Origin of the sequence: Cohnella thermotolerans DSM 17683 (genome assembly GCF_000429825.1) — a bacterium.
GTDB classification, from domain to species: domain Bacteria; phylum Bacillota; class Bacilli; order Paenibacillales; family Paenibacillaceae; genus Cohnella; species Cohnella thermotolerans.
On record NZ_KE386970.1, the window covers coordinates 2349 to 20236 of the forward strand.

The 17888-nt window shown below is 59.5% G+C and carries 17 protein-coding genes; 9 read left to right on the forward strand and 8 right to left on the reverse strand.

The genetic code is table 11. The annotated features are described in order from the left end of the window. Positions 1–117 precede the first annotated feature (117 nt). Both deoC and G485_RS0124505 read right to left on the reverse strand, forming a co-directional pair. Positions 118–807 carry a deoxyribose-phosphate aldolase gene (gene deoC, locus G485_RS0124500; RefSeq protein ID WP_035158056.1) on the reverse strand — a complete coding sequence of 230 codons (690 nt, stop codon included), beginning with the start codon at positions 805–807 and terminating at the stop codon, positions 118–120. A 30-nt stretch (positions 808–837) separates the two neighbouring features. Next, complete coding sequence (locus G485_RS0124505) at positions 838–1791, reverse strand: sugar-binding transcriptional regulator (protein ID WP_027094718.1); 954 nt, start codon at positions 1789–1791, stop codon at positions 838–840. Between the two features lie 550 nt (positions 1792–2341). Here G485_RS0124505 and G485_RS0124515 point away from each other — a divergent pair. Next, complete coding sequence (locus G485_RS0124515; RefSeq protein WP_051318562.1) at positions 2342–3160, forward strand: hypothetical protein; 819 nt, start codon at positions 2342–2344, stop codon at positions 3158–3160. Here the strand turns inward: G485_RS0124515 and G485_RS0124520 are convergent. The 5 genes from G485_RS0124520 to G485_RS0124540 all read right to left on the reverse strand — a co-directional run bounded on the left by G485_RS0124520 (position 3123) and on the right by G485_RS0124540 (position 8142). Next, on the reverse strand, positions 3123–4691 hold the full coding sequence (locus G485_RS0124520; protein WP_027094720.1) for a glycosyltransferase 87 family protein: 1569 nt from the start codon (positions 4689–4691) through the stop codon (positions 3123–3125). The two genes, G485_RS0124515 and G485_RS0124520, sit on opposite strands and share 38 nt — an antisense overlap. Before the next feature lie 186 nt (positions 4692–4877). After that, on the reverse strand, positions 4878–5672 hold the full coding sequence (locus G485_RS0124525; protein WP_027094721.1) for an ABC transporter ATP-binding protein: 795 nt from the start codon (positions 5670–5672) through the stop codon (positions 4878–4880). Next, the gene (locus G485_RS0124530; RefSeq protein WP_027094722.1) at positions 5672–6598 is read right to left on the reverse strand and encodes an ABC transporter permease; all 927 of its coding nucleotides are present in this window, start codon (positions 6596–6598) and stop codon (positions 5672–5674) included. Before G485_RS0124530 ends, G485_RS0124525 begins: the two co-directional genes overlap by 1 nt. Before the next feature lie 73 nt (positions 6599–6671). Then, the gene (locus G485_RS0124535; protein WP_027094723.1) at positions 6672–7748 is read right to left on the reverse strand and encodes an ABC transporter substrate-binding protein; all 1077 of its coding nucleotides are present in this window, start codon (positions 7746–7748) and stop codon (positions 6672–6674) included. 187 nt (positions 7749–7935) lie between these two features. After that, positions 7936–8142: a DUF1657 domain-containing protein gene (locus G485_RS0124540; protein ID WP_027094724.1), complete on the reverse strand. Its 207-nt coding sequence runs from the start codon at positions 8140–8142 to the stop codon at positions 7936–7938. Between the two features lie 160 nt (positions 8143–8302). Between G485_RS0124540 and spoVAC the strand changes: the two genes are divergently transcribed. The 5 genes from spoVAC to G485_RS0124565 all read left to right on the forward strand — a co-directional run bounded on the left by spoVAC (position 8303) and on the right by G485_RS0124565 (position 13006). Further along, the gene (gene spoVAC, locus G485_RS0124545; protein ID WP_027094725.1) at positions 8303–8776 is read left to right on the forward strand and encodes a stage V sporulation protein AC; all 474 of its coding nucleotides are present in this window, start codon (positions 8303–8305) and stop codon (positions 8774–8776) included. An 8-nt stretch (positions 8777–8784) separates the two neighbouring features. Further along, positions 8785–9816, forward strand: a complete 1032-nt coding sequence (gene spoVAD / locus G485_RS0124550; protein WP_027094726.1) for a stage V sporulation protein AD — start codon at positions 8785–8787, stop codon at positions 9814–9816. A gap of 66 nt (positions 9817–9882) precedes the next feature. Continuing rightward, a complete protein-coding gene (locus tag G485_RS0124555; RefSeq protein WP_084423491.1) occupies positions 9883–10683 on the forward strand; it encodes a DUF421 domain-containing protein in 801 nt (266 codons plus the stop codon). 303 nt (positions 10684–10986) lie between these two features. Further along, a complete protein-coding gene (locus tag G485_RS0124560; protein WP_027094728.1) occupies positions 10987–12096 on the forward strand; it encodes a carbohydrate kinase in 1110 nt (369 codons plus the stop codon). Then, on the forward strand, positions 12092–13006 hold the full coding sequence (locus G485_RS0124565; RefSeq protein ID WP_027094729.1) for a pseudouridine-5'-phosphate glycosidase: 915 nt from the start codon (positions 12092–12094) through the stop codon (positions 13004–13006). The genes G485_RS0124560 and G485_RS0124565 overlap by 5 nt, the downstream gene beginning before the upstream one ends. Before the next feature lie 160 nt (positions 13007–13166). On the opposite strand, the gene G485_RS0124575 is transcribed toward G485_RS0124565, so the two are convergent. Next, positions 13167–13487 (reverse strand): winged helix-turn-helix transcriptional regulator, encoded by a 321-nt coding sequence (locus G485_RS0124575; RefSeq protein WP_027094730.1) that lies wholly within the window; start codon positions 13485–13487, stop codon positions 13167–13169. A 388-nt stretch (positions 13488–13875) separates the two neighbouring features. Between G485_RS0124575 and zwf the strand changes: the two genes are divergently transcribed. The 3 genes from zwf to G485_RS0124590 all read left to right on the forward strand — a co-directional run. Then, positions 13876–15375, forward strand: a complete 1500-nt coding sequence (zwf, locus tag G485_RS0124580; protein ID WP_027094731.1) for a glucose-6-phosphate dehydrogenase — start codon at positions 13876–13878, stop codon at positions 15373–15375. A 44-nt stretch (positions 15376–15419) separates the two neighbouring features. Further along, complete coding sequence (gene tkt, locus G485_RS0124585) at positions 15420–17414, forward strand: transketolase (protein WP_035158058.1); 1995 nt, start codon at positions 15420–15422, stop codon at positions 17412–17414. 18 nt (positions 17415–17432) lie between these two features. Then, positions 17433–17888 (forward strand): NAD(P)-binding domain-containing protein (locus tag G485_RS0124590; protein ID WP_027093481.1); only part of this gene is annotated, 456 nt, incomplete at its 3' end.

The window sequence follows — 17888 nt, forward strand, 5'->3', positions numbered from 1 at the left end:
CTCAGATTCTGAGCCTCTTTGGCCGGCATTCCGCGGAAACAAGCAAGGGGGTGTCCCGGTCGGTCGACTTGGACCGTCCGGGACACCCTCCCCCCGATGCGGCGCTGTCGAGCGCCCTCAGTACCCCTCGCCTTGCCCGCCGCTGACGATCGCCACGCCCGAGCTCGTGCCGATGCGGGTCGCCCCGGCCGCAATCATGGCGCGGCAAGCGTCCGCGTCCCGTACGCCCCCGGACGCCTTCACACCCATCCGCTCGCCTACGGTCCGCCGCATGAGCGCGATATCCTCGGCCGTCGCCCCGCCCGGGCCGAAGCCGGTCGACGTCTTCACAAAGTCCGCGCCGGCCGACCGGCTCAACTCGCAAGCCTTGATTTTCTCGTCGTCCGTCAACAGTCCCGTCTCCAGAATGACCTTCACCGCCGCCCGGCCGGCGCAAGCCGCGACAACGGCCGCAATGTCCCGCTCCGTCTCGGCGTACATCCCCGATTTCAACGCGCCGACGTTCATGACCATGTCGATCTCGGTCGCCCCATTGGCGAGCGCCTCCTCCGTCTCCGCGACTTTCGCTCCCGTCGTCGTCGCGCCGAGCGGGAAGCCGACGACGGTCGTGACGCCCACTCCGGTCCCCTTCAGAAGCTCCGCCGCCAGCGGAACCCAGTACGGATTGATGCACACCGTCGCGAACCGGTGCCGGGCCGCCTCCTCACACAGCTGGACGATCGCGCTTTTCCCGCAATCCGGCTTCAGCTGCGTGTGATCGATATAATCGGCAAGCTCCGCGTTCGTTACCCGTCTGTTCGTATCCATCGCTATTCTCCCTCTCCCCGTCCTTCGTCTCTATTCGCGGTCCAACAAATATTTCGCGGTGAATTGATCCGTAATGAGCACATTGGTATATCGCCCGCGAAGCGCTCCGTACACGCCGTCCGCTTTCTTGGCTCCGCCGGCCACCAGGATCGATTGCTCCTTCCGCTTCAATTCCTCGAGGTCGATGCCGATCGTCCGCTGGTTCAACTCGTTCGAGATGATGTTCCCGTCGAGATCGATATAACGGGAGCAGATGTCCCCAACGCCCTTCTCGTGAATGATCTTCAAATCTTCCTCGGTAAAATAATTCGCCTTGATCAGGACGGAATCTTCCGTCGGCACGCCTACCGTCACGATGGCGACGTTCGACTTCTTGCCCAGCTCCAGGATGTTGCGAATGTGCCGGTCCGACTCGATCGCCTGCTTGACCACCGGATGATCGACGATGGCGGGCAGCGGGATGAAGTACGGCGTCGTATAGAAGGCTTTGCCGAACAGGTGGACGATCTCGTGCGCATACGTGTTCGTCTCCGAATGGCTGACGCCGCCGTTGAGCTGGACGACCTTGACGTCCTTGACCAGCTTCCCTTGCAGGTTGGACGCCACCTCGTACAGCGTCGTGCCCCAGGTCGTGGCGATGATGTCGCCTTCCTTGACCGTCTGATGCAAATAATCAGCCGCCGCAAGGCCCAGATACTTCTTCACGACGGCGTCCTCGTATTGCGGCACCGAGACGATAAGCGCCTTCTTCAAGCCGAACTTGCGCTCGATTTGCGCGGCGAGCACCCAATTGTTCTCGTTGGGGTCCAATATTTTGATCTGGACGTAGCCCTCATCCTTGGCCTGCTGCAGAAACCGGGACACCGTCGGACGCGAAATGCCCAGCTTCGTCGCAATCTCTTGCTGGCTGTAATTCAGCTGATAATACATTTTGGCGATGTCGATCATCCGGGCAAGCTTGTCGTCGGTGCGTTCTTCGGGCATGCGATCTTCAACTCTCTCCTCTAGACTTACATATGCGAAAAAACGAAAATATGTTTTTTGAAGAATGTACATTTTTTCAACCTATTATACAGAGGAAAAAGCGGAGCGGCAATCACGAGCCTTCTCTCGCCGAAAGTTTCTCTCGAACGGTAAAAGTGCCGGTATAGGACGTTCCTCCTATTTGGAACTCGTATACGCCGGGTTGAGGGTTGTTCAACAGAAAGATATCTTTGGAAATGAACCTCAAGTCCGAGCCCGTTGCTTTATCGACGCTGAATACGGCTTTCAGCATCGAACCGGTCTCCAATTCGCTGTTTTTGGGGCTGAATCCGGCAGCCGTCACTTCGATTTTTATTTTTGTGTAATCAAATCTGACCAATCGATAGATCGAAGGGGTTTGGCTTCTTGACATGCGAATTCGATAAAGTGTATATTAGGAACATAAGTTCGCACGTCCTTATTGGGAAGCACCTGTGAGGAAGAGCCGATCCCGGCTTTTCTTGCAGGTGCTTTTTGACGTTGCGCCATCATGTTCGAAGGAGGACGAAAGATGAAGCGTTTTAGGGCTTTGGCAACCGGACTGTTGGGAGCGTGGATCGCGTTATCCGGGCCGACTGCGGGAATGGCGGCGACGGTGGAATGGCCGGTGTCGACGAAGGCCGCTTGGGACAAGGCGGTCGCGAATGCGGATAGCGCCCAGGGGACGAAGATGAGGGGATTGTATGCCGATCTTGTAAGCTTGCAGCAGCAGGAGAACGGCTTGGATGCGAAGATCAAAACGATGCATTACAGCAACGCGGAAGCTTTGACGGTCACGCGCAACAACATTAAGCAAATTAATGCCGCCCAGTTAAGCTCGTTGCAGGCGAAAGCGAAGGAGACGCGGGCGCGCTATCAGCCGCTGCTGGACAAGTACAAACAGCTCAATCAGCAGATCAGCGCCGCGAGAGCTCTTGGAAGCAAGGAGGTCAAAGCCTTGCTCCAGACGCAAGCCGACCTGCTCAAGCCGGCCGTTCAAGCGGCCCGCGACGAGATCAAGAAGCGGGACGAAGCTTACAAGGCAGCGAAGGAAGCGACCGCGAAGATAGCGAAGACGATTCGGACGACGCTGGCGGATATCGATACGTTCAAGGTGAAGATCAGCGCGGAGAAGAGCTCGGTCACCGCCGCCAAGACGGCGATATCGCCGCTGTCCAAATCGTTCGCCCAATCGATAAAGAAGGGAGACGCGAAGTCGGCTGCAGCCTCGCTCTCCAGCCTGCTGACTTTATACCGCCAGTTGACGAATCATAAAGAGAAAATTTACGGCTACGAGCAGAGCATCGCCGGAATCATTGCGAAGGCGAAGAGGCAGTTTCCTTCTGCCTAGCCTCCTCCGCGGCAGAGGAGGAGGCTCCCCGGGACGGCCTGATCTCCCGCCAAAGCAGCCAGAACAAGAGCAGCAGCACGGCGACGTTCACGATCGCAATCCAGGCGTATGCTGCGGAAAGGGCTGAACCGGAGCCCCTTCCGGAGCCGAAGCCGCCAAAGCCGCGGATGCCTCCGAACGTGCCGCCGCCGGGACTCACGCTGCCGAAATTGCCGCCGTGGAAGCCGCCGTTGCCGGTCATGCCGTTGCCAGACATGCCGTTGCCAGACATGCCGTTGCCGGTCATGCCGTTGCCGGTCATAGCGGACCCGGGGCGCGTCATGCCTCCCCACCCGAATCGCCCCATGCCGCCCGTTCGATTCCCGCCGGGACCGCTGCGGCCGAAGCCTTGCCGCCCTCCGCTTCTTTGCAGGACGACGAGCAGATTGACGAAAGTCGTTACGGTCAAGGCAGCCGCCGGCGCAAGCCAGCGCCGGTCATGAACGACGGCGAAGAGGACGAACAGCAGCGCAGGAATGCCGTACCTTTCGTGAATTTCCGTGGGCAGCATGAAGAACGCCAGGTTGATCGAAGCCGCCGCTTTGAACAAGACGGCTTCCGCAGGCAGACGCCGCCGGGTTGCCAGAACGACGTAAACGCAGACGAAGGCGGCGGCCGCGGCGAACGTCATGAGCCCGAGTGCGCGGTATGTGACGACACCCATGATCTTTGTCGTATCGGCGGTGGCCGGGGAGATGCCGGTAATATGGAACCAGACGTTCATGGCGTTCATCGTCACGCTCGTATATTTGCCTACAGCATCGGTATAAGCTTGACGGATCATGGCGCCCAAGCCGCCGGCTGCGCCGAAATAGGCGGCGGTAACGAGCCAAGGGACGAGGAAAGCGGCAAGCCATTGCAGCGCCGGCTGCCAGCGCCGGGTCCGGACCCGCTCGGCCAGCAAGTAGATGCCGATGATCGGGACGACGGTTACGGCCTGAAACTTCGTCAGCACCGCAAGGGCCATAACGAGTCCGCTCAACCACGGGCGCTTCGGAACCGACGCGATGGCGAGCACCATCAACATGCCGTGCAGCAGGTCGACTTGTCCCCACACGGGACCGTCCGCGATCAATGCCGGATTGAACGCGAACAGCGCCAGCACGGCGAGCCGCCAACCCCAGCTTCGCATCCCCGCCGTCAGACGGACCGCCAGCAGCATGCTCAGAAGGTCGATGAAGAGAAGGATCGTTTTGAAGGAGAGTTCTCCGGCATGCGGCGTCAAGCCGAAGAGCTTCAGAATTCGGCCGTATCCGTCCATGAGGAGCAGGAAGAACGGCGGATAGTTGATGCTGCCGTTTTGCGCGTAAGCGCCGCCCAGCCCGAACTGCTGGATGCTTTGCCACCATTGGACGAACAGCCGCTGGTCCGAGAGGAAGCCCGCCCACCTCTCCGCTGCGAAGAGGTGCAGTACGCACGCGGCGGCAATGAGGATGGAGGCGCAAACGGCAAACTTGCTTTTATTTAAACGTTCCTTAACGATAGATTCCATTTCGGGATTCTCCTCTTCGGGGCGTAGGATGACGGCCTCGATGGCAACAGGATTCAGCCCCTGCGATCGAATTAACTTGAATTGTCGCACCCGAAGATGAAGCGGCGATGAAAACAGGATGAATCTAAATTTAAAAAAACAAATCGAAAAAGCCCGCCGCATGCGGCGAGCTTCGCGTGATAAAGATTAACCGAGAACGATCCGGTCGTCCGCCAGCTTGTGGCCGCTGATCTGCTCGAACTCGCCGAGCAATTGGGCGACCGTCAGATCCTTCTTCCGTTCCTCCGGAATGTCGAGAATGATGCGGCCCTTGTCCATCATGATCAGCCGGTTGCCGAGGCGGATCGCCTGCTCCATGTTGTGCGTGACCATGAGCGTCGTCAGCTTCATCTCGCGGACCACCTTCTCGGTCAGCTTCGTGATCAGCTCGGCGCGGGCCGGGTCGAGAGCGGCGGTATGCTCGTCCAGCAGCAAAATTTGCGGCTGGGTGAACGTCGCCATCAGCAAGCTGAGCGCCTGGCGCTCGCCCCCGGACAGCAGCCCCACCTTCGCCTTCAGCCGGTTCTCCAGACCGATGCCGAGGCGCTGAAGCTGCTCGCGGAACAGCTTGCGCTTGGCTGCGAAGACGCCCCAGCTCAAGCCGCGGGACTTGCCGCGACGGAGGGCCATCGCCAAATTTTCCTCGATCGTCATCGTCGGAGCGGTCCCCGCCATCGGGTCCTGGAATACCCGTCCGATCCAGCGGCTCCGCTTGAACTCCGACAGCTGCGTGACGTCCGTTCCGCCGATTCGGACTTCGCCGATGTCCGGCTTCATTACGCCGGAGATAATGTTCATCAGGGTGGATTTGCCCGCGCCGTTGCTTCCGATGACCGTGACGAAATCGCCTGGCTTCAGCGACAGCCGGATGTTGACGAGCGCGCTTTTCTCGTCCGGGGTGCCCGGATTGAACAGCTTCGTTACGTTTTGAATGTCCAGCATCAGGCTTGTCCTCCCTTCCGGCCTGCAGCCGCGAGCTCGGCGGACCGCCTGCGCGCTACGTTCTTCTGCTTCATCGCGCGGCGGACCGTCGGAATGACAAGCGCCACGATGACGATAATGGCGGTAATGAGCTTCAGATCGGTAGCCTCCAGGTGAAGCCATTCCGCGCGCAAAGCGAGAGCGATGACGATCCGGTAGACGACCGAACCGAGCAGCGCCGCCAGCGTCGCCTGGAACACGATCCGCGCGCCGAAGATCGCTTCGCCGATAATGACGGAAGCGAGACCGATGACGATCATCCCGATGCCCATGTTAATGTCGGCAAATCCGCCATCCTGTGCGATTAAAGCGCCCGACAGGGCGACCAGCCCGTTCGACAGGCTGATCCCGATAATTTTGGTCCGGTCGGTATTCGCGCCCAGGCTTCGGATCATCCGGTCGTTGTCCCCCGTCGCGCGCAGCGCCAGGCCGAGATCCGTATGCAGGAATCCGTCCAGGAGCAATTTGAAGACGACAGCTACAACGAGCAGAACGAGAATATAAACGAGCGTCTTCGAAGCGATGGACGAGAACAGCGTGTCCTCTCCGATCAACGAAATATTCGGTTTGCCCATAATTCGCATGTTGATCGAATAGAGCGCGATCATCATAAGAATCCCGGACAGCAGCCCGTTGATTCGGCCCTTCGTATGGAGCAGGCCGGTGCAAGCGCCCGCCAGCAGACCGCCGACCAAAGCGCCAAGCGTCGCCAGCAGCGGATGATAGCCGTGCGTGATCATAACCGCCGCGATCGCGCCGCCGGTCGTAAAGCTGCCGTCGACGGTCAAATCCGGAAAATCGAGAATCCGGAACGTGATATAAACTCCGAGCGCCATCAAAGCGTACATCAAGCCGAGCTGGATGGCCCCGTAAATCGAATCGAGCATGGATTTGCCTCCTTATAAGCGACAAGCGGAGTGAACGCATGGAACGTTCACCCCCGCCTGTTGTCTGCCACCGTTACTGGATAATATCGTTGTCCGGATCCTGCACCTTTTTCTTCATATCGTCCGTAACGGTAATTCCTTGGGCTTCCGCGGCTTTCAAGTTAAGGATCAAATCCAGCTTCTCCTGCATTTTGACCGGCATGTCGCCCGGGTTTTTGCCGTTCTTCAGAATATCGACCGCCATCTGGCCGACTTGGTAGCCGTGGTCGTAATATTTGAAGCCGACCGTCGCGAACGCGCCCTTCTCAACCGTGTCCCGGTCGCTGGAGAAGAACGGAATTTTCTTGTCGTTGGCGATTTGGATAATCGCGTCGACGCCGCTGACGACCATATTGTCGAGCGTAATGTAGAACGCGTCCACTTTACCCACCAGCGATTGCGCCGCTTGCTTCACTTCGGACGTGTTGGTGACCGGAGCCTTAACGAGCTTGATGCCGTGAGCGGACAGCGCTTCTTCCGCTTTCTTGGTCATGATTACGGCGTTCGGTTCGCCTTCGTTGATGACGACGCCCACCGTCTTGATGTTCGGGAAATCGGAAGCGATGAAATCCATAAGTTGCGTAATGGCCGCCGGGTTCGTATCCGACGCCCCGGTCACGTTGCCGCCCGGTTTGTCGAGATTCGTAACGATCTTGGCGTCCATCGGGTCCGTCACCGCCGCGAACAGAACCGGCGAGTTTTTCACATTCTGCACGACCGCTTGCGCCGAAGGCGTTGCGATAGCTAGAACGAGGTCATATTTCTGGGAGCCGAGCTTCTGGCCGATCGACAGGTTGTTGCTTTGGTCGCCTTGCGCGTTGTTGTAGTCCACCTTCAGGTTTTTGCCTTCTTCGATGCCGGCGTCCTTCAATGCCGCCAGGAAGCCTTCGCGGGTAGCGTCCAGCGACGGATGCTCGACAATCTGCGAGATGGCGATGGAGTACGTCTTCGAATCGGAGGAATCCGGCGATGCCGACGAGCTGGCGCTGGCGCTCGGGCTGGAGCTTGCGCTCGGGCTCGCCCCGGCGTTGTCGTTCGATTTGGCGCCGCAGCCTGCGGTCGCAAGCATGGCAACCGCTATCAATAGCGGTGCCCAAATGCGTTTTTTCATATCCTCTGCCCCTTTTTATCCTATTTCCATCATTATTCCTAAGTTTAATAGGGTCTTCGGAGGCGCGTCAATTATAAACTCGAAAAATGTCCCGCTAATATGCCGATAGAAGACGATCCTTGTTAAAACATCCCAAAAAATAAGGCCCTGCGCTTGTCGCAGGACCTTACTTCCGTGTTCCGGGCCATTAGAACCCTTTGTATTGCGGTTCTTCGTTCTCGAGCTGCTGCACTCTAGACTCCACTTGGCTCACGATTTGCTGCGTTTGTTGAGCGGCGCTCGTGAACAAGTTTTTGGCCTCCTGGTTTTGCGTGTTCAGGGCGAATTGCTCCAGGCTCGCTTGCGCGCTCTTCAAAGAGGCGACGCACGTTTTGACTTGGGACGCGACCGTCATCCTTCATCTCACCTCTCTGAATGGGGAATATCCTTAAGGCAGGACGTCTGATAAGGTTCCCCGATTCCCCGAAATTCATAACCGCCAAAATCGTTGTCGTAAAAAAGCAGCTTTGGTGGCATCCTGATACCAAATTGGCAAAGCAGGGGGAAGCCGGTTCATGGCCAACAAGAAGCTGAAGAAATTGACTCCGACGCAACGGGAATACCAGCGCCTCGCGCTAAGCCGAATGCCGAAGCGCTCGGTCGCGAAAAATTCGCTCCGGGCTTTTCTGGCCGGCGGGCTGATCTGTCTCGTCGGAGAGTGCGTCCAGCAAATGCTCATCCATTGGGGAGGCATGAACGAGAGGCAGGCGGCCAATCCAACGGTCGCCATCCTCATTATCGCGTCCGTGGTGCTCACGTGCCTCGGCGTCTACGACAAACTCGGACAATGGGCCGGAGCGGGCTCCGCCGTGCCGGTGACGGGCTTTGCGAATTCGATGGCCTCGACGGCGATCGAGCATCGCAGCGAAGGCGTCGTCCTCGGCATCGGCGCGAATATGTTCAAGCTGGCGGGACCGGTTATCGTCTTCGGCACGGTCGCCGCCTTCGCAATCGCCACTATCCGTCTCATTTTCACACAGGGAGGCTGACGGCGACTATGCTCAAAGGGCATCAAAGCTGGGTTTTCCACCCGAAGCCCGTGCTCGTCTCCACCGCCGCTGTCGTCGGGCCGTTCGAAGGCCGGGGACCGCTCGCCAACGACTTCGACATTATTCACGGGGACAGCCTTGTCGGTCAAGACAGTTGGGAAAAGGCGGAACGAACGCTGCTGGAGGAAGCGTCCAACATCGCCATCGAGCGCGCGGGGCTGACGAAGGAGCAGATCCAATTTTACATCGGCGGGGACCTGCTGAACCAGATTACGAGCAGCAGTTACGCTTCGCGCACGCTCACGATTCCTTATCTGGGCGTGTTCGGAGCCTGCTCGACGTCGATGGAGAGCCTGGCGCTTGCCTCGTACCTTGTCAGCACCGGAGGCGCGAAGCATGCGCTGGCCGCCACCTGCAGCCACAATTCGAGCGCGGAGAAGCAGTTCCGCTATCCGACGGAATACGGCTCGCAGAAGCCGCCGTCGGCGCAATATACCGTGACGGGAGCCGGAGCCGGCGTCGTCTCGCTGGAAGGCTCCGGGCCGCTTATCGCTTCGGCGACGATCGGCCGGGTCGTCGACATGGGCATCAAGGACCCGTACAACATGGGCGCGGCGATGGCTCCGGCGGCCGTCGATACGATTACGGCTCATTTCCGGGACTTGCAGGTCGGTCCCGACCACTACGACATGATCGTAACCGGAGACCTGGCCAAAGTCGGACACGCGATCGCCGCCGAATTGTTCGAGAAGCACAACATTCCGATGCACAAAACCCGGTTCCGCGATTGCGGCATGATGATCTACGACTACGAGAAGCAGATGGTTCAGGCCGGAGGAAGCGGCTGCGCCTGCACCGCCGTCGTCACGTACGGCCATCTCGTCCGCAAGCTTCGCAAGCGGGAGCTGCGGCGCATTCTCGTTGTAGCTACCGGCTCGCTGCATTCCCCCATCTCCTTGCAGCAGGGGGAATCCATACCGGGCATCGCCCACGCAGTCGCGCTCGAAGCGCCGCCCGAATCGTTAACAGGAAAGGATTGACCTGTCGTGCCTGAATGGGGACAAATTATTTTCCGCTCGCTGGGAGCATTAGTCATCTTGTTCGCGATGACCCGGATTCTCGGCAAGAAGCAAATTTCGCAGTTAACTTTCTTCGAATACGTCCTCGGGATTACGATGGGGGAATTGGCCGGCTTCATCTCCACGGACATGGAATCCCATTATTTTTACGGGGTTCTCGCGCTGCTCGTCTGGTTCACCGTGCCGTTCGGGTTCGAATTCCTGATGCTCAAGAGCAAGAAGCTCCGCCGATGGCTTGAAGGCAGCGGGCGCGTGCTCGTCAAGGAAGGCAAAGTGCTGGAGGACAATCTCAAGAAAGAACGGCTGACCGCGGACGAGCTGCTCGAACAGATGCGGACCAAGAACGTGTTCAACGTGGCCGACGTCGAATTCGCCGTCATGGAGACGAACGGGGAGCTGAGCATTATGCTCAAGAAGGACAAGCAGCCTCTGACCGCCAGCCACCTCGGAATCAAAACGGTGAACGAAGTCGAGCCGCAGACGGTCATTATGGACGGCAAGTATTTGGACGAGCCGCTGGCGACGATCGGGCTGAGCCGGGGATGGCTGAACGCGGAGCTGGAAAAAATCGGCGTGACCGTGGAGAACGTGTTCCTGGGCCAAGTGGACGCTTACCAGCAGTTGTACGTCGATCTGTACGACGACAAGCTCAAGGTGCCTGCTCCGCAAGGCAAAGCGCTTCTGCTCGCCACGCTGAAGAAGACGCAAGCGGACCTGGAGCTGTTCGCGGTATCGACGCGCGATCCGGAAGCCAAGCAAATGTACGACCGCAATTCGCGGGAGCTCGCCGGCGTCATTGCGAAGCTGACCCCCATGCTTCAGGGGTGAGGCACGGCACGAAGTTCATCAAAGGAGACGGCCGCCGGCCGCTCCTTTTTTCGTTGTGTCCGCAGAACCCTGCGCTTGAACGGCCTACAGCATGCCAAACGACGCACCGCGGCTCTCTAACCCGACGATGGCGGCTTACAGCACTCTCATGCGCGCTACTCGGCTCTTAGCCTACGATGGCGGCTTCATTACCTCCAAGCGGCACGGCAAGGCGCTGCGAAAAAAAATAATTGCCGAATATTCAGACTTTTGTTTATAATTCAAACAAATGTCTGAAAACTATTTTTTCCAGGAGAGCCGCCTATGGACCGCGAACAGCAAATTTTGGCGCTCATTCGCCGGAACCCGTTCGTCTCGCAGCGGGAGATCGCCGGCCGGATCGGCCTGTCGCGCTCGGCCGTCGCCGGGCACATCGCTTCGCTTACCCGCAAAGGCATCATCCGCGGCCGCGCCTATATAACGGCCGATGAAGGCTCCGTCGCCTGCATCGGAGGCGCCAACCTGGACAGCAAGGCGACCGGCAACCAGCCGCTGCGGCCGGCGGCGTCCAACCCCGTCGCGGTGACGCAAGCGTGCGGGGGCGTCGCGCGCAACATTGCGGCGAATCTGGCGAGGCTGTCGTGCCGCGTCACCCTGCTGACGCTGGTCGGAGACGACCAGGCGGGCCGCTGGGTTCTGGACGAGACGGACAAGCTCGGCGTGGATACCGGGCCTTCCGTCGCCCTTAGGGGCGAGAAGACGGGCAGCTACACGGCGCTGCTCGAGCCGGACGGCGAGCTGTTCGTCGCCTTCGCCGACATGAGCATCTACGACCGCTTCACGCCGGATCTGCTGCAAGAGAAATGGCCGCATATCGCCGCCTCGAAGCTCGTCGTCGCCGACGCCAACCTGCCCGCCGACAGCCTGCACTGGCTGGTCGAACGTTGCCGCGCCGAGGCTCTGCCGCTGTTCGTCGACCCGATCTCGCCGGAGAAGGCGAAGAAGCTGCCGCATTCGCTGCTCGGCGTAACCGCCGTTTTCCCGAACGCGGCGGAAGCTTGCGAGCTGGCCGGAACGCCGCTTCAAGCGGAGCCCGACTGCCGGGCGTTGGCGGACGCCATTCGCGCGCGAGGCGCAGGCCATGTCTTCATCACCTTGGGCCGGAAAGGCGTTTATTACGCCGGCGAAGCGCACGAAGGCCTCCTGCTGCCCGCCATTCCGACGGAGGTTGTCGAGGTGACGGGGGCGGGGGACGCCTTTCTGGCCGGAGTCGTCTACGGCGTCCTGCGCGGCCTCTCCTATCCCGAAGCGTGCCGCCGTGGGCTCGCCGCCGCGCATCTGGCCCTGCAAACGGCGGATTCGGCGTCGGACCTGCTGAACGAAGAACGATTGAACCAAGCCCTCATCCAATCGAAAGGAAGCGATCCCCATTAACCGCTATCTTCAATTCACCGAGGAAGTCCAAGAGGCGTTGAGCGCCGGCAAGCCGGTCGTCGCGCTGGAGACGACGATCATCTCGCACGGCATGCCGTATCCCCAGAACATCGAGACGGCCCGCAGCGTCGAGCGAATCATTCGCGAGCACGGCGCGGTTCCCGCCACGATCGGCATCCTGAACGGCCATGTCAAGATCGGGCTGAACGCAGCCGAACTGGAGACGTTCGCCACCCACCCGTCCGTGGAAAAGGTGAGCCGCCGCGACTTCGCCCACGTTCTCTCCTCCGGCAAAGTCGGCGCGACGACGGTGGCGGCGACGATGATCGGCGCGGCGCTGGCGGGCATCGAGGTGTTCGCGACCGGCGGCATCGGCGGCGTTCACCGCGAAGGCGAGAAGACGATGGACATTTCCGCCGACTTGACGGAGCTGGCCCGGACCAACGTCGCCGTCGTTTGCGCCGGCGCCAAGTCGATTCTCGACATCGGCCGCACGCTCGAATATTTGGAGACGCACGGCGTTCCCGTCGTCGGCTACAAGACGGACGTCTTCCCCTCCTTCTATTCGCGCGAGAGCGGCTTCAGCGTCGACTTCCGGCTCGACTCGCCGGACGAAGTGGCCGCCATGCTGCGGACCAAATGGGAGCTCGGGCTGTCCGGCGGCGCCGTGATCGCCAATCCGGTTCCGGAAGCGCACGCGATGAAGCACGAAGAGATCGAGGGCGTCATCCGGCAGGCGCTGCGGGAAGCGAACGAACAGCACATTGCCGGCAAGAAGGTGACGCCGTTCCTGCTGAGCCGAATCAAGCAGCTGACGGAGGGCAAAAGCCTGGCGACCAACATCCAGCTCGTCTATCACAACGCGGCGGTGGCGGCGCAAATCGCGGTCGCGCTGAAGCAAAAGCCGTAGCCGGCCTATCCGCCCGATCCCGTTCCAAACAAGAAGGCTCCCGAGCCCAGGCCGACATGACAGACGGCGCTCTCTCGGGAGCCTTTTTCCAATTCCGCAACGGCCGGAACCGCCAACATCGCAGCGATCAGCGTCAAACGCATCTTAGCCTCGCGTTCGATTACAACCATTTCTCCGCCCAATCCTCCAACGCCTGCAAAGCTCTTCCCAGCTCGACTCCCTTGCGGGTCAGCGAATATTCCGTGCGAATCGGCCTGGACGTGATGACATTGCGGATCAGAATGCCTTCCTGCTCCATATCTTTTAACCGCTCGTTCAGCACGCGTTTGCTCAGATCCGGAATATAGCCGTGAATCTCGCCGAAACGCTTGGGCTCCTCCATCAAGGTGTGAATGATGAGGCTGACCCATTTTCGGCTGACCAATTGATGGGCATGTTCCACTTTGGCGCACAATTGTTCCGGATGTCGGATTGCTTCCATTTTCGCCCCTCCTAAATGTTATCAAGTTACTTATTGTTCCCTCGATAAAATTCCAGACGCCGCCGGTACAAGCAAAAATGAATTCAATTTGGAATCCAGACAAAAGATGCGCTTCATTATTTTATCATAAGTAAACGTTATCATAAAGCGATTTAATTGGCAATTTCACATTTCTGTCAATTGACAGGTTGACGAACCCGTGAAACGGGCGTATGATGGGCACTGTAAATAGACAGGTAACAATAAGTAACCGTTTATTCGGAAGAAGGAAGGCGCGGATATGCCATTGTAAATTCGTCCGTTTCTCCTGCATTTCAGGAACGATAGCAAGAACTAGAGAGACAAGCACGCAAGGAATTGGATTGGGATCTTTAGGAGGATAACATCTATGGAATCCATGACGTTTGTCTTGTTTGGAGCCACAGGCGATCTGGCCAAGCGGAAAATTTTTCCCGCCCTCTACAATCTTCATCTGGAAGGCAAGCTCCCTTCCACCTTCTCCGTCGTCGGACTGGGCCGAAGAGAATGGACCGACGAAGCGTTTCAATCCCATGTGGAAAAATCGCTGAACGAATTCTCCAGACGTCCCGCATCGCCCGGCACCGCAACGGCCGCTTTCCTGTCCGCTTTCCGGTACCAGACGCTGGACGTGAACCGTACCGAGGACTATGTCAAGCTGCTTCATCTGGTGCGGCAACGCGAGAGCGAACTGAACATCCCGGACAACCGCCTGTTCTACTTGTCGGTCGGTCCCGACCTGTTCGACGTGATCGCCTCCAATATCAAGGAGAGCGGGCTCGGCGACACGGCCGGCTGGAAGCGCCTCGTCATCGAGAAGCCGTTCGGTCACGATCTCGAGTCCGCCCGGCAGCTGAACGCGAAGCTTAGCAAGGCTTTCGAGGAAGACGAAATTTTCCGCATCGATCATTATCTCGGCAAAACGATGGTGCAAAATCTGGAGACGTTCGTCCTCGCCAACCCCGTCATTCAAGCCGTCTGGAACAACCGGCACATCGCCAACGTGCAAATTACGGCCAGCGAGACGGTCGGCGTCGAGGAACGCGCGGGATATTACGACCAGTCCGGAGCCATTCGCGATATGGTACAGAACCATATGCTGCAAATGCTGATGATGACGGCGATGCGTCTTCCGAAGCAAATTACGGCGGCCGAAATCCGCAACGAGAAACGGAAAATTATGGCGTCCCTTCGTCCGATTCCGAGATCCGAAGTCGCCGCGAACGTGGTCCGCGGCCAATACGCAAGCGGCGCCATTCAAGGGAAGCCGGTTCCCGCTTATCTCGAAGAACCCGGAATCCCGGCGTCTTCCCGCAACGACACGTTCGTAGCCGCCCGCTTGTGGATCGACGACCCGGAATGGAAGGGAGTACCTTTCTATATCCGCACCGGGAAACGGATGGCCGCGAAGTCGACGCGCATCGTGGTCGAATTCAAAAACCCGACGGAGCATTTGTACGCGTCCCGGGGCGAATCCACTCCCCCGAACTTGCTCGTCATCGAGATCAACCCGAACGAGAAAGTAACGTTCCTGCTGAACGGGAAGAACGCGCTGAACGCCGGGCACATCGACACGCTTCAAATGGATTCCCATACCGCGCAGCAAGCCGTGCCGGAAGCCTACGAGCGGCTTATTTTCGATGCGCTCCAGGGCGATGCGACGTTCTTCGCCCACTGGAACGAGGTCGAAATGTCCTGGCAATGGGTACAGCCGATTCTTGAAGCGTTCGAGGCGGATGAACTCCCTCTTCATCTTTACGAGGCCGGTTCGAACGGACCGGAAGCGTCCGATCGGCTGCTTGAACAAGACGGCCACCGCTGGCTGCTCGATCCCGAGACCGCCCAAGCCAAGCAGGCGCAGCTCGTGTAAAAGCGCCTTGCCCTATCCAGTTTGAACATAAGGAGATAGCCGCTATGAACGAAAACCAAAACATTGCCCAGCTCGCGGTCAATACGATCCGCACCTTGTCCATCGACGCGGTGAACGCCGCCAATTCGGGCCACCCCGGATTGCCGATGGGCGCCGCACCGATGGCCTACGCGCTGTGGGCCAACCATCTGAAGCACAATCCCGGCCATTCCAAATGGTTCGACCGCGACCGGTTCGTCTTGTCCGCCGGCCACGGCTCCAGCTTGCTGTACAGCCTTCTGCACCTGGCAGGCTACCAAGTCTCCCTCGACGATTTGCGCAACTTCCGCAAGCTGGGCAGCAAAACGCCGGGGCATCCGGAATTCGGACACACCGACGGCGTCGAGGCGACGACCGGCCCGCTCGGCCAAGGCATCGCGACGGCGGTCGGCATGGCGATGGCGGAAGCCCATCTCGCCGCCAAGTACAATCGGGAAGGCCATACCATCATCGATCACTATACGTACGCGCTTGTCGGCGACGGCTGCCTGATGGAAGGCGTCTCCTACGAGGCGATGTCGATGGCGGGACATATGAGGCTCGGCAAGCTGATCGTCCTGTACGATTCCAACGGCATCTCGCTGGACGGCGAGCTCGGCCTGTCGTTCTCCGAGGATATCCGCAAGCGGACCGAATCGGCCCGGTGGGAATACCTTCGGGTGGAGGACGGCAACGACTTGGACGCCATCAGCGCGGCCATCGCCGCGGCAAAGCGGAATACGGATCAGCCGACGCTGATCGAGATCCGGACCGTCATCGGCTATGGCAGCCCCAAGGTCGCCGGCACGAACAAGGCGCACGGCAATCCGCTCGGCGAAGAGGAAGCGAAAGCGACCAAGCAAGTGTACGGCTGGCATTACGAGAACAACTTCCATGTGCCCGACGAAGTAAGAGCCCATTTCGCCGAACTGGCCAAGCAAGGAGCGGCTGCCGAGGAAGCATGGAAGAAGCGGTTCGCTTCGTACAAAGCCGCCTACCCGGAACTGGCCGCCGAGCTTGAAGCGGCGATCGAAGGCAAAGCGGTTCTGGCCGCGTCCGACCTGCTCGTCTTCGACCCGGCCAAGAGCGTATCGACTCGCGTAGCGAGCGGCGAAGCGATCAACCACTATGTGAAAAAGGTTCCCGCCATCTTCGGCGGCAGCGCGGACTTGTCGCACTCGACGATGACGGACATCAAGGGCGAAGCGGTCTACGCCGTGCAATCGTACAGCGGCCGCAACGTCTACTTCGGCGTTCGCGAGCACGCGATGGGCGCGGCCGGCAACGGCATGGCGCTGCACGGCGGCGTGAAGCCTTTCGTCAGCACGTTCTTCGTGTTCAACGATTACCTGCGCCCGTCCATTCGTCTGGCCGCGCTGCAGAAGCTGCCGGTTACGTACGTGTTCACGCACGACTCCATCGCGGTCGGGGAAGACGGCCCCACCCACGAGCCGATCGAGCAACTCGCCGCGCTTCGGGCGATTCCCGGCTTGACGGTCATCCGTCCGAGCGACGCGAACGAGACGGCCAACGCATGGGCGTACGCGCTGCAGCAAACGGACGGCCCGGTCGCTCTCGTGCTCAGCCGGCAGAACCTGCCCGTGCTGGAGCAAACGAAGGCGAACGTCGAGCAGCTGTCCAAGGGCGCTTACGTGCTCTCCGAGCCGAAGTCCGCTCCGGAAGCGATTCTGATCGCCACCGGCTCCGAGGTTTCTCTGGCGCTGGCCGCCCAAGCGGAGCTGGAGAAGGAAGGGCGCTCCGTCCGGGTCGTCGCCATGCCGAGCTGGGAGCTGTTCGAACGCCAATCCCAGGCGTACAAGGATTCGGTCCTCCCTCCGTCGGTGACGAAGAGAGTGTCCGTCGAAGCCGGGATCTCGCTCGGTTGGGAACGCTACACCGGCGCTCAAGGGAAGACGATCGCCATCGATACGTTCGGCGCTTCCGGCTCCGGCACCGACGTGCTCGCCCACTTCGGCTTCACCGCAGCCAACGTTGTCCGCACCGTCCAAGAAATTTTGTAACAACAGGAGGAGACATTCATGCAAATCGGTCTGATCGGTCTCGGTAAAATGGGTTTTAATCTCGCGCAAAATCTGATGGATCACAAGCACGACGTCGTCGCGTTCGACCTGAACGCCGATGCGGTCGCATCCGTCAAGGCGCTCGGCGCCAAAGGCACCACCAGCCTCAAGGAGCTCGTTCAATCGCTCGCTTCCCCGCGAGTGCTCTGGATCATGGTTCCCCACGCCGTCGTCGACTCCGTTCTGGACGAAGTGACCCCGCTGCTGAGCAAAGGCGATATCGTCATCGAAGCCGGCAACTCCCACTACAAAGAGTCGATCCGCCGCTACGAGCAGCTCAAGAAATCGGGCATCCACTTCCTCGACGCCGGCACTTCCGGCGGCATGGAAGGCGCCCGCCACGGCGCCTGCTACATGGTCGGCGGCGATCCGGAAGCGTGGGCGATCGTCGAGCCGGTTTTCCGCGACACCGCG

What these genes read in the sequence shown, in the direction of transcription:
- G485_RS0124560 (WP_027094728.1), top strand. Translation starts at nt 10,987, where the DNA reads ATGGACCGCGAACAGCAAATTTTGGCGCTCATTCGCCGGAACCCGTTC.
- G485_RS0124540 (WP_027094724.1), bottom strand. Translation starts at nt 8,142, where the DNA reads ATGACGGTCGCGTCCCAAGTCAAAACGTGCGTCGCCTCTTTGAAGAGC.
- G485_RS0124535 (WP_027094723.1), bottom strand. Translation starts at nt 7,748, where the DNA reads ATGAAAAAACGCATTTGGGCACCGCTATTGATAGCGGTTGCCATGCTT.
- deoC (WP_035158056.1), bottom strand. Translation starts at nt 807, where the DNA reads ATGGATACGAACAGACGGGTAACGAACGCGGAGCTTGCCGATTATATC.
- G485_RS0124530 (WP_027094722.1), bottom strand. Translation starts at nt 6,598, where the DNA reads ATGCTCGATTCGATTTACGGGGCCATCCAGCTCGGCTTGATGTACGCT.
- spoVAC (WP_027094725.1), top strand. Translation starts at nt 8,303, where the DNA reads ATGGCCAACAAGAAGCTGAAGAAATTGACTCCGACGCAACGGGAATAC.
- spoVAD (WP_027094726.1), top strand. Translation starts at nt 8,785, where the DNA reads ATGCTCAAAGGGCATCAAAGCTGGGTTTTCCACCCGAAGCCCGTGCTC.
- G485_RS0124505 (WP_027094718.1), bottom strand. Translation starts at nt 1,791, where the DNA reads ATGCCCGAAGAACGCACCGACGACAAGCTTGCCCGGATGATCGACATC.
- G485_RS0124520 (WP_027094720.1), bottom strand. Translation starts at nt 4,691, where the DNA reads ATGGAATCTATCGTTAAGGAACGTTTAAATAAAAGCAAGTTTGCCGTT.
- G485_RS0124525 (WP_027094721.1), bottom strand. Translation starts at nt 5,672, where the DNA reads ATGCTGGACATTCAAAACGTAACGAAGCTGTTCAATCCGGGCACCCCG.
- G485_RS0124515 (WP_051318562.1), top strand. Translation starts at nt 2,342, where the DNA reads ATGAAGCGTTTTAGGGCTTTGGCAACCGGACTGTTGGGAGCGTGGATC.
- G485_RS0124555 (WP_084423491.1), top strand. Translation starts at nt 9,883, where the DNA reads ATGACCCGGATTCTCGGCAAGAAGCAAATTTCGCAGTTAACTTTCTTC.
- zwf (WP_027094731.1), top strand. Translation starts at nt 13,876, where the DNA reads ATGGAATCCATGACGTTTGTCTTGTTTGGAGCCACAGGCGATCTGGCC.
- tkt (WP_035158058.1), top strand. Translation starts at nt 15,420, where the DNA reads ATGAACGAAAACCAAAACATTGCCCAGCTCGCGGTCAATACGATCCGC.
- G485_RS0124575 (WP_027094730.1), bottom strand. Translation starts at nt 13,487, where the DNA reads ATGGAAGCAATCCGACATCCGGAACAATTGTGCGCCAAAGTGGAACAT.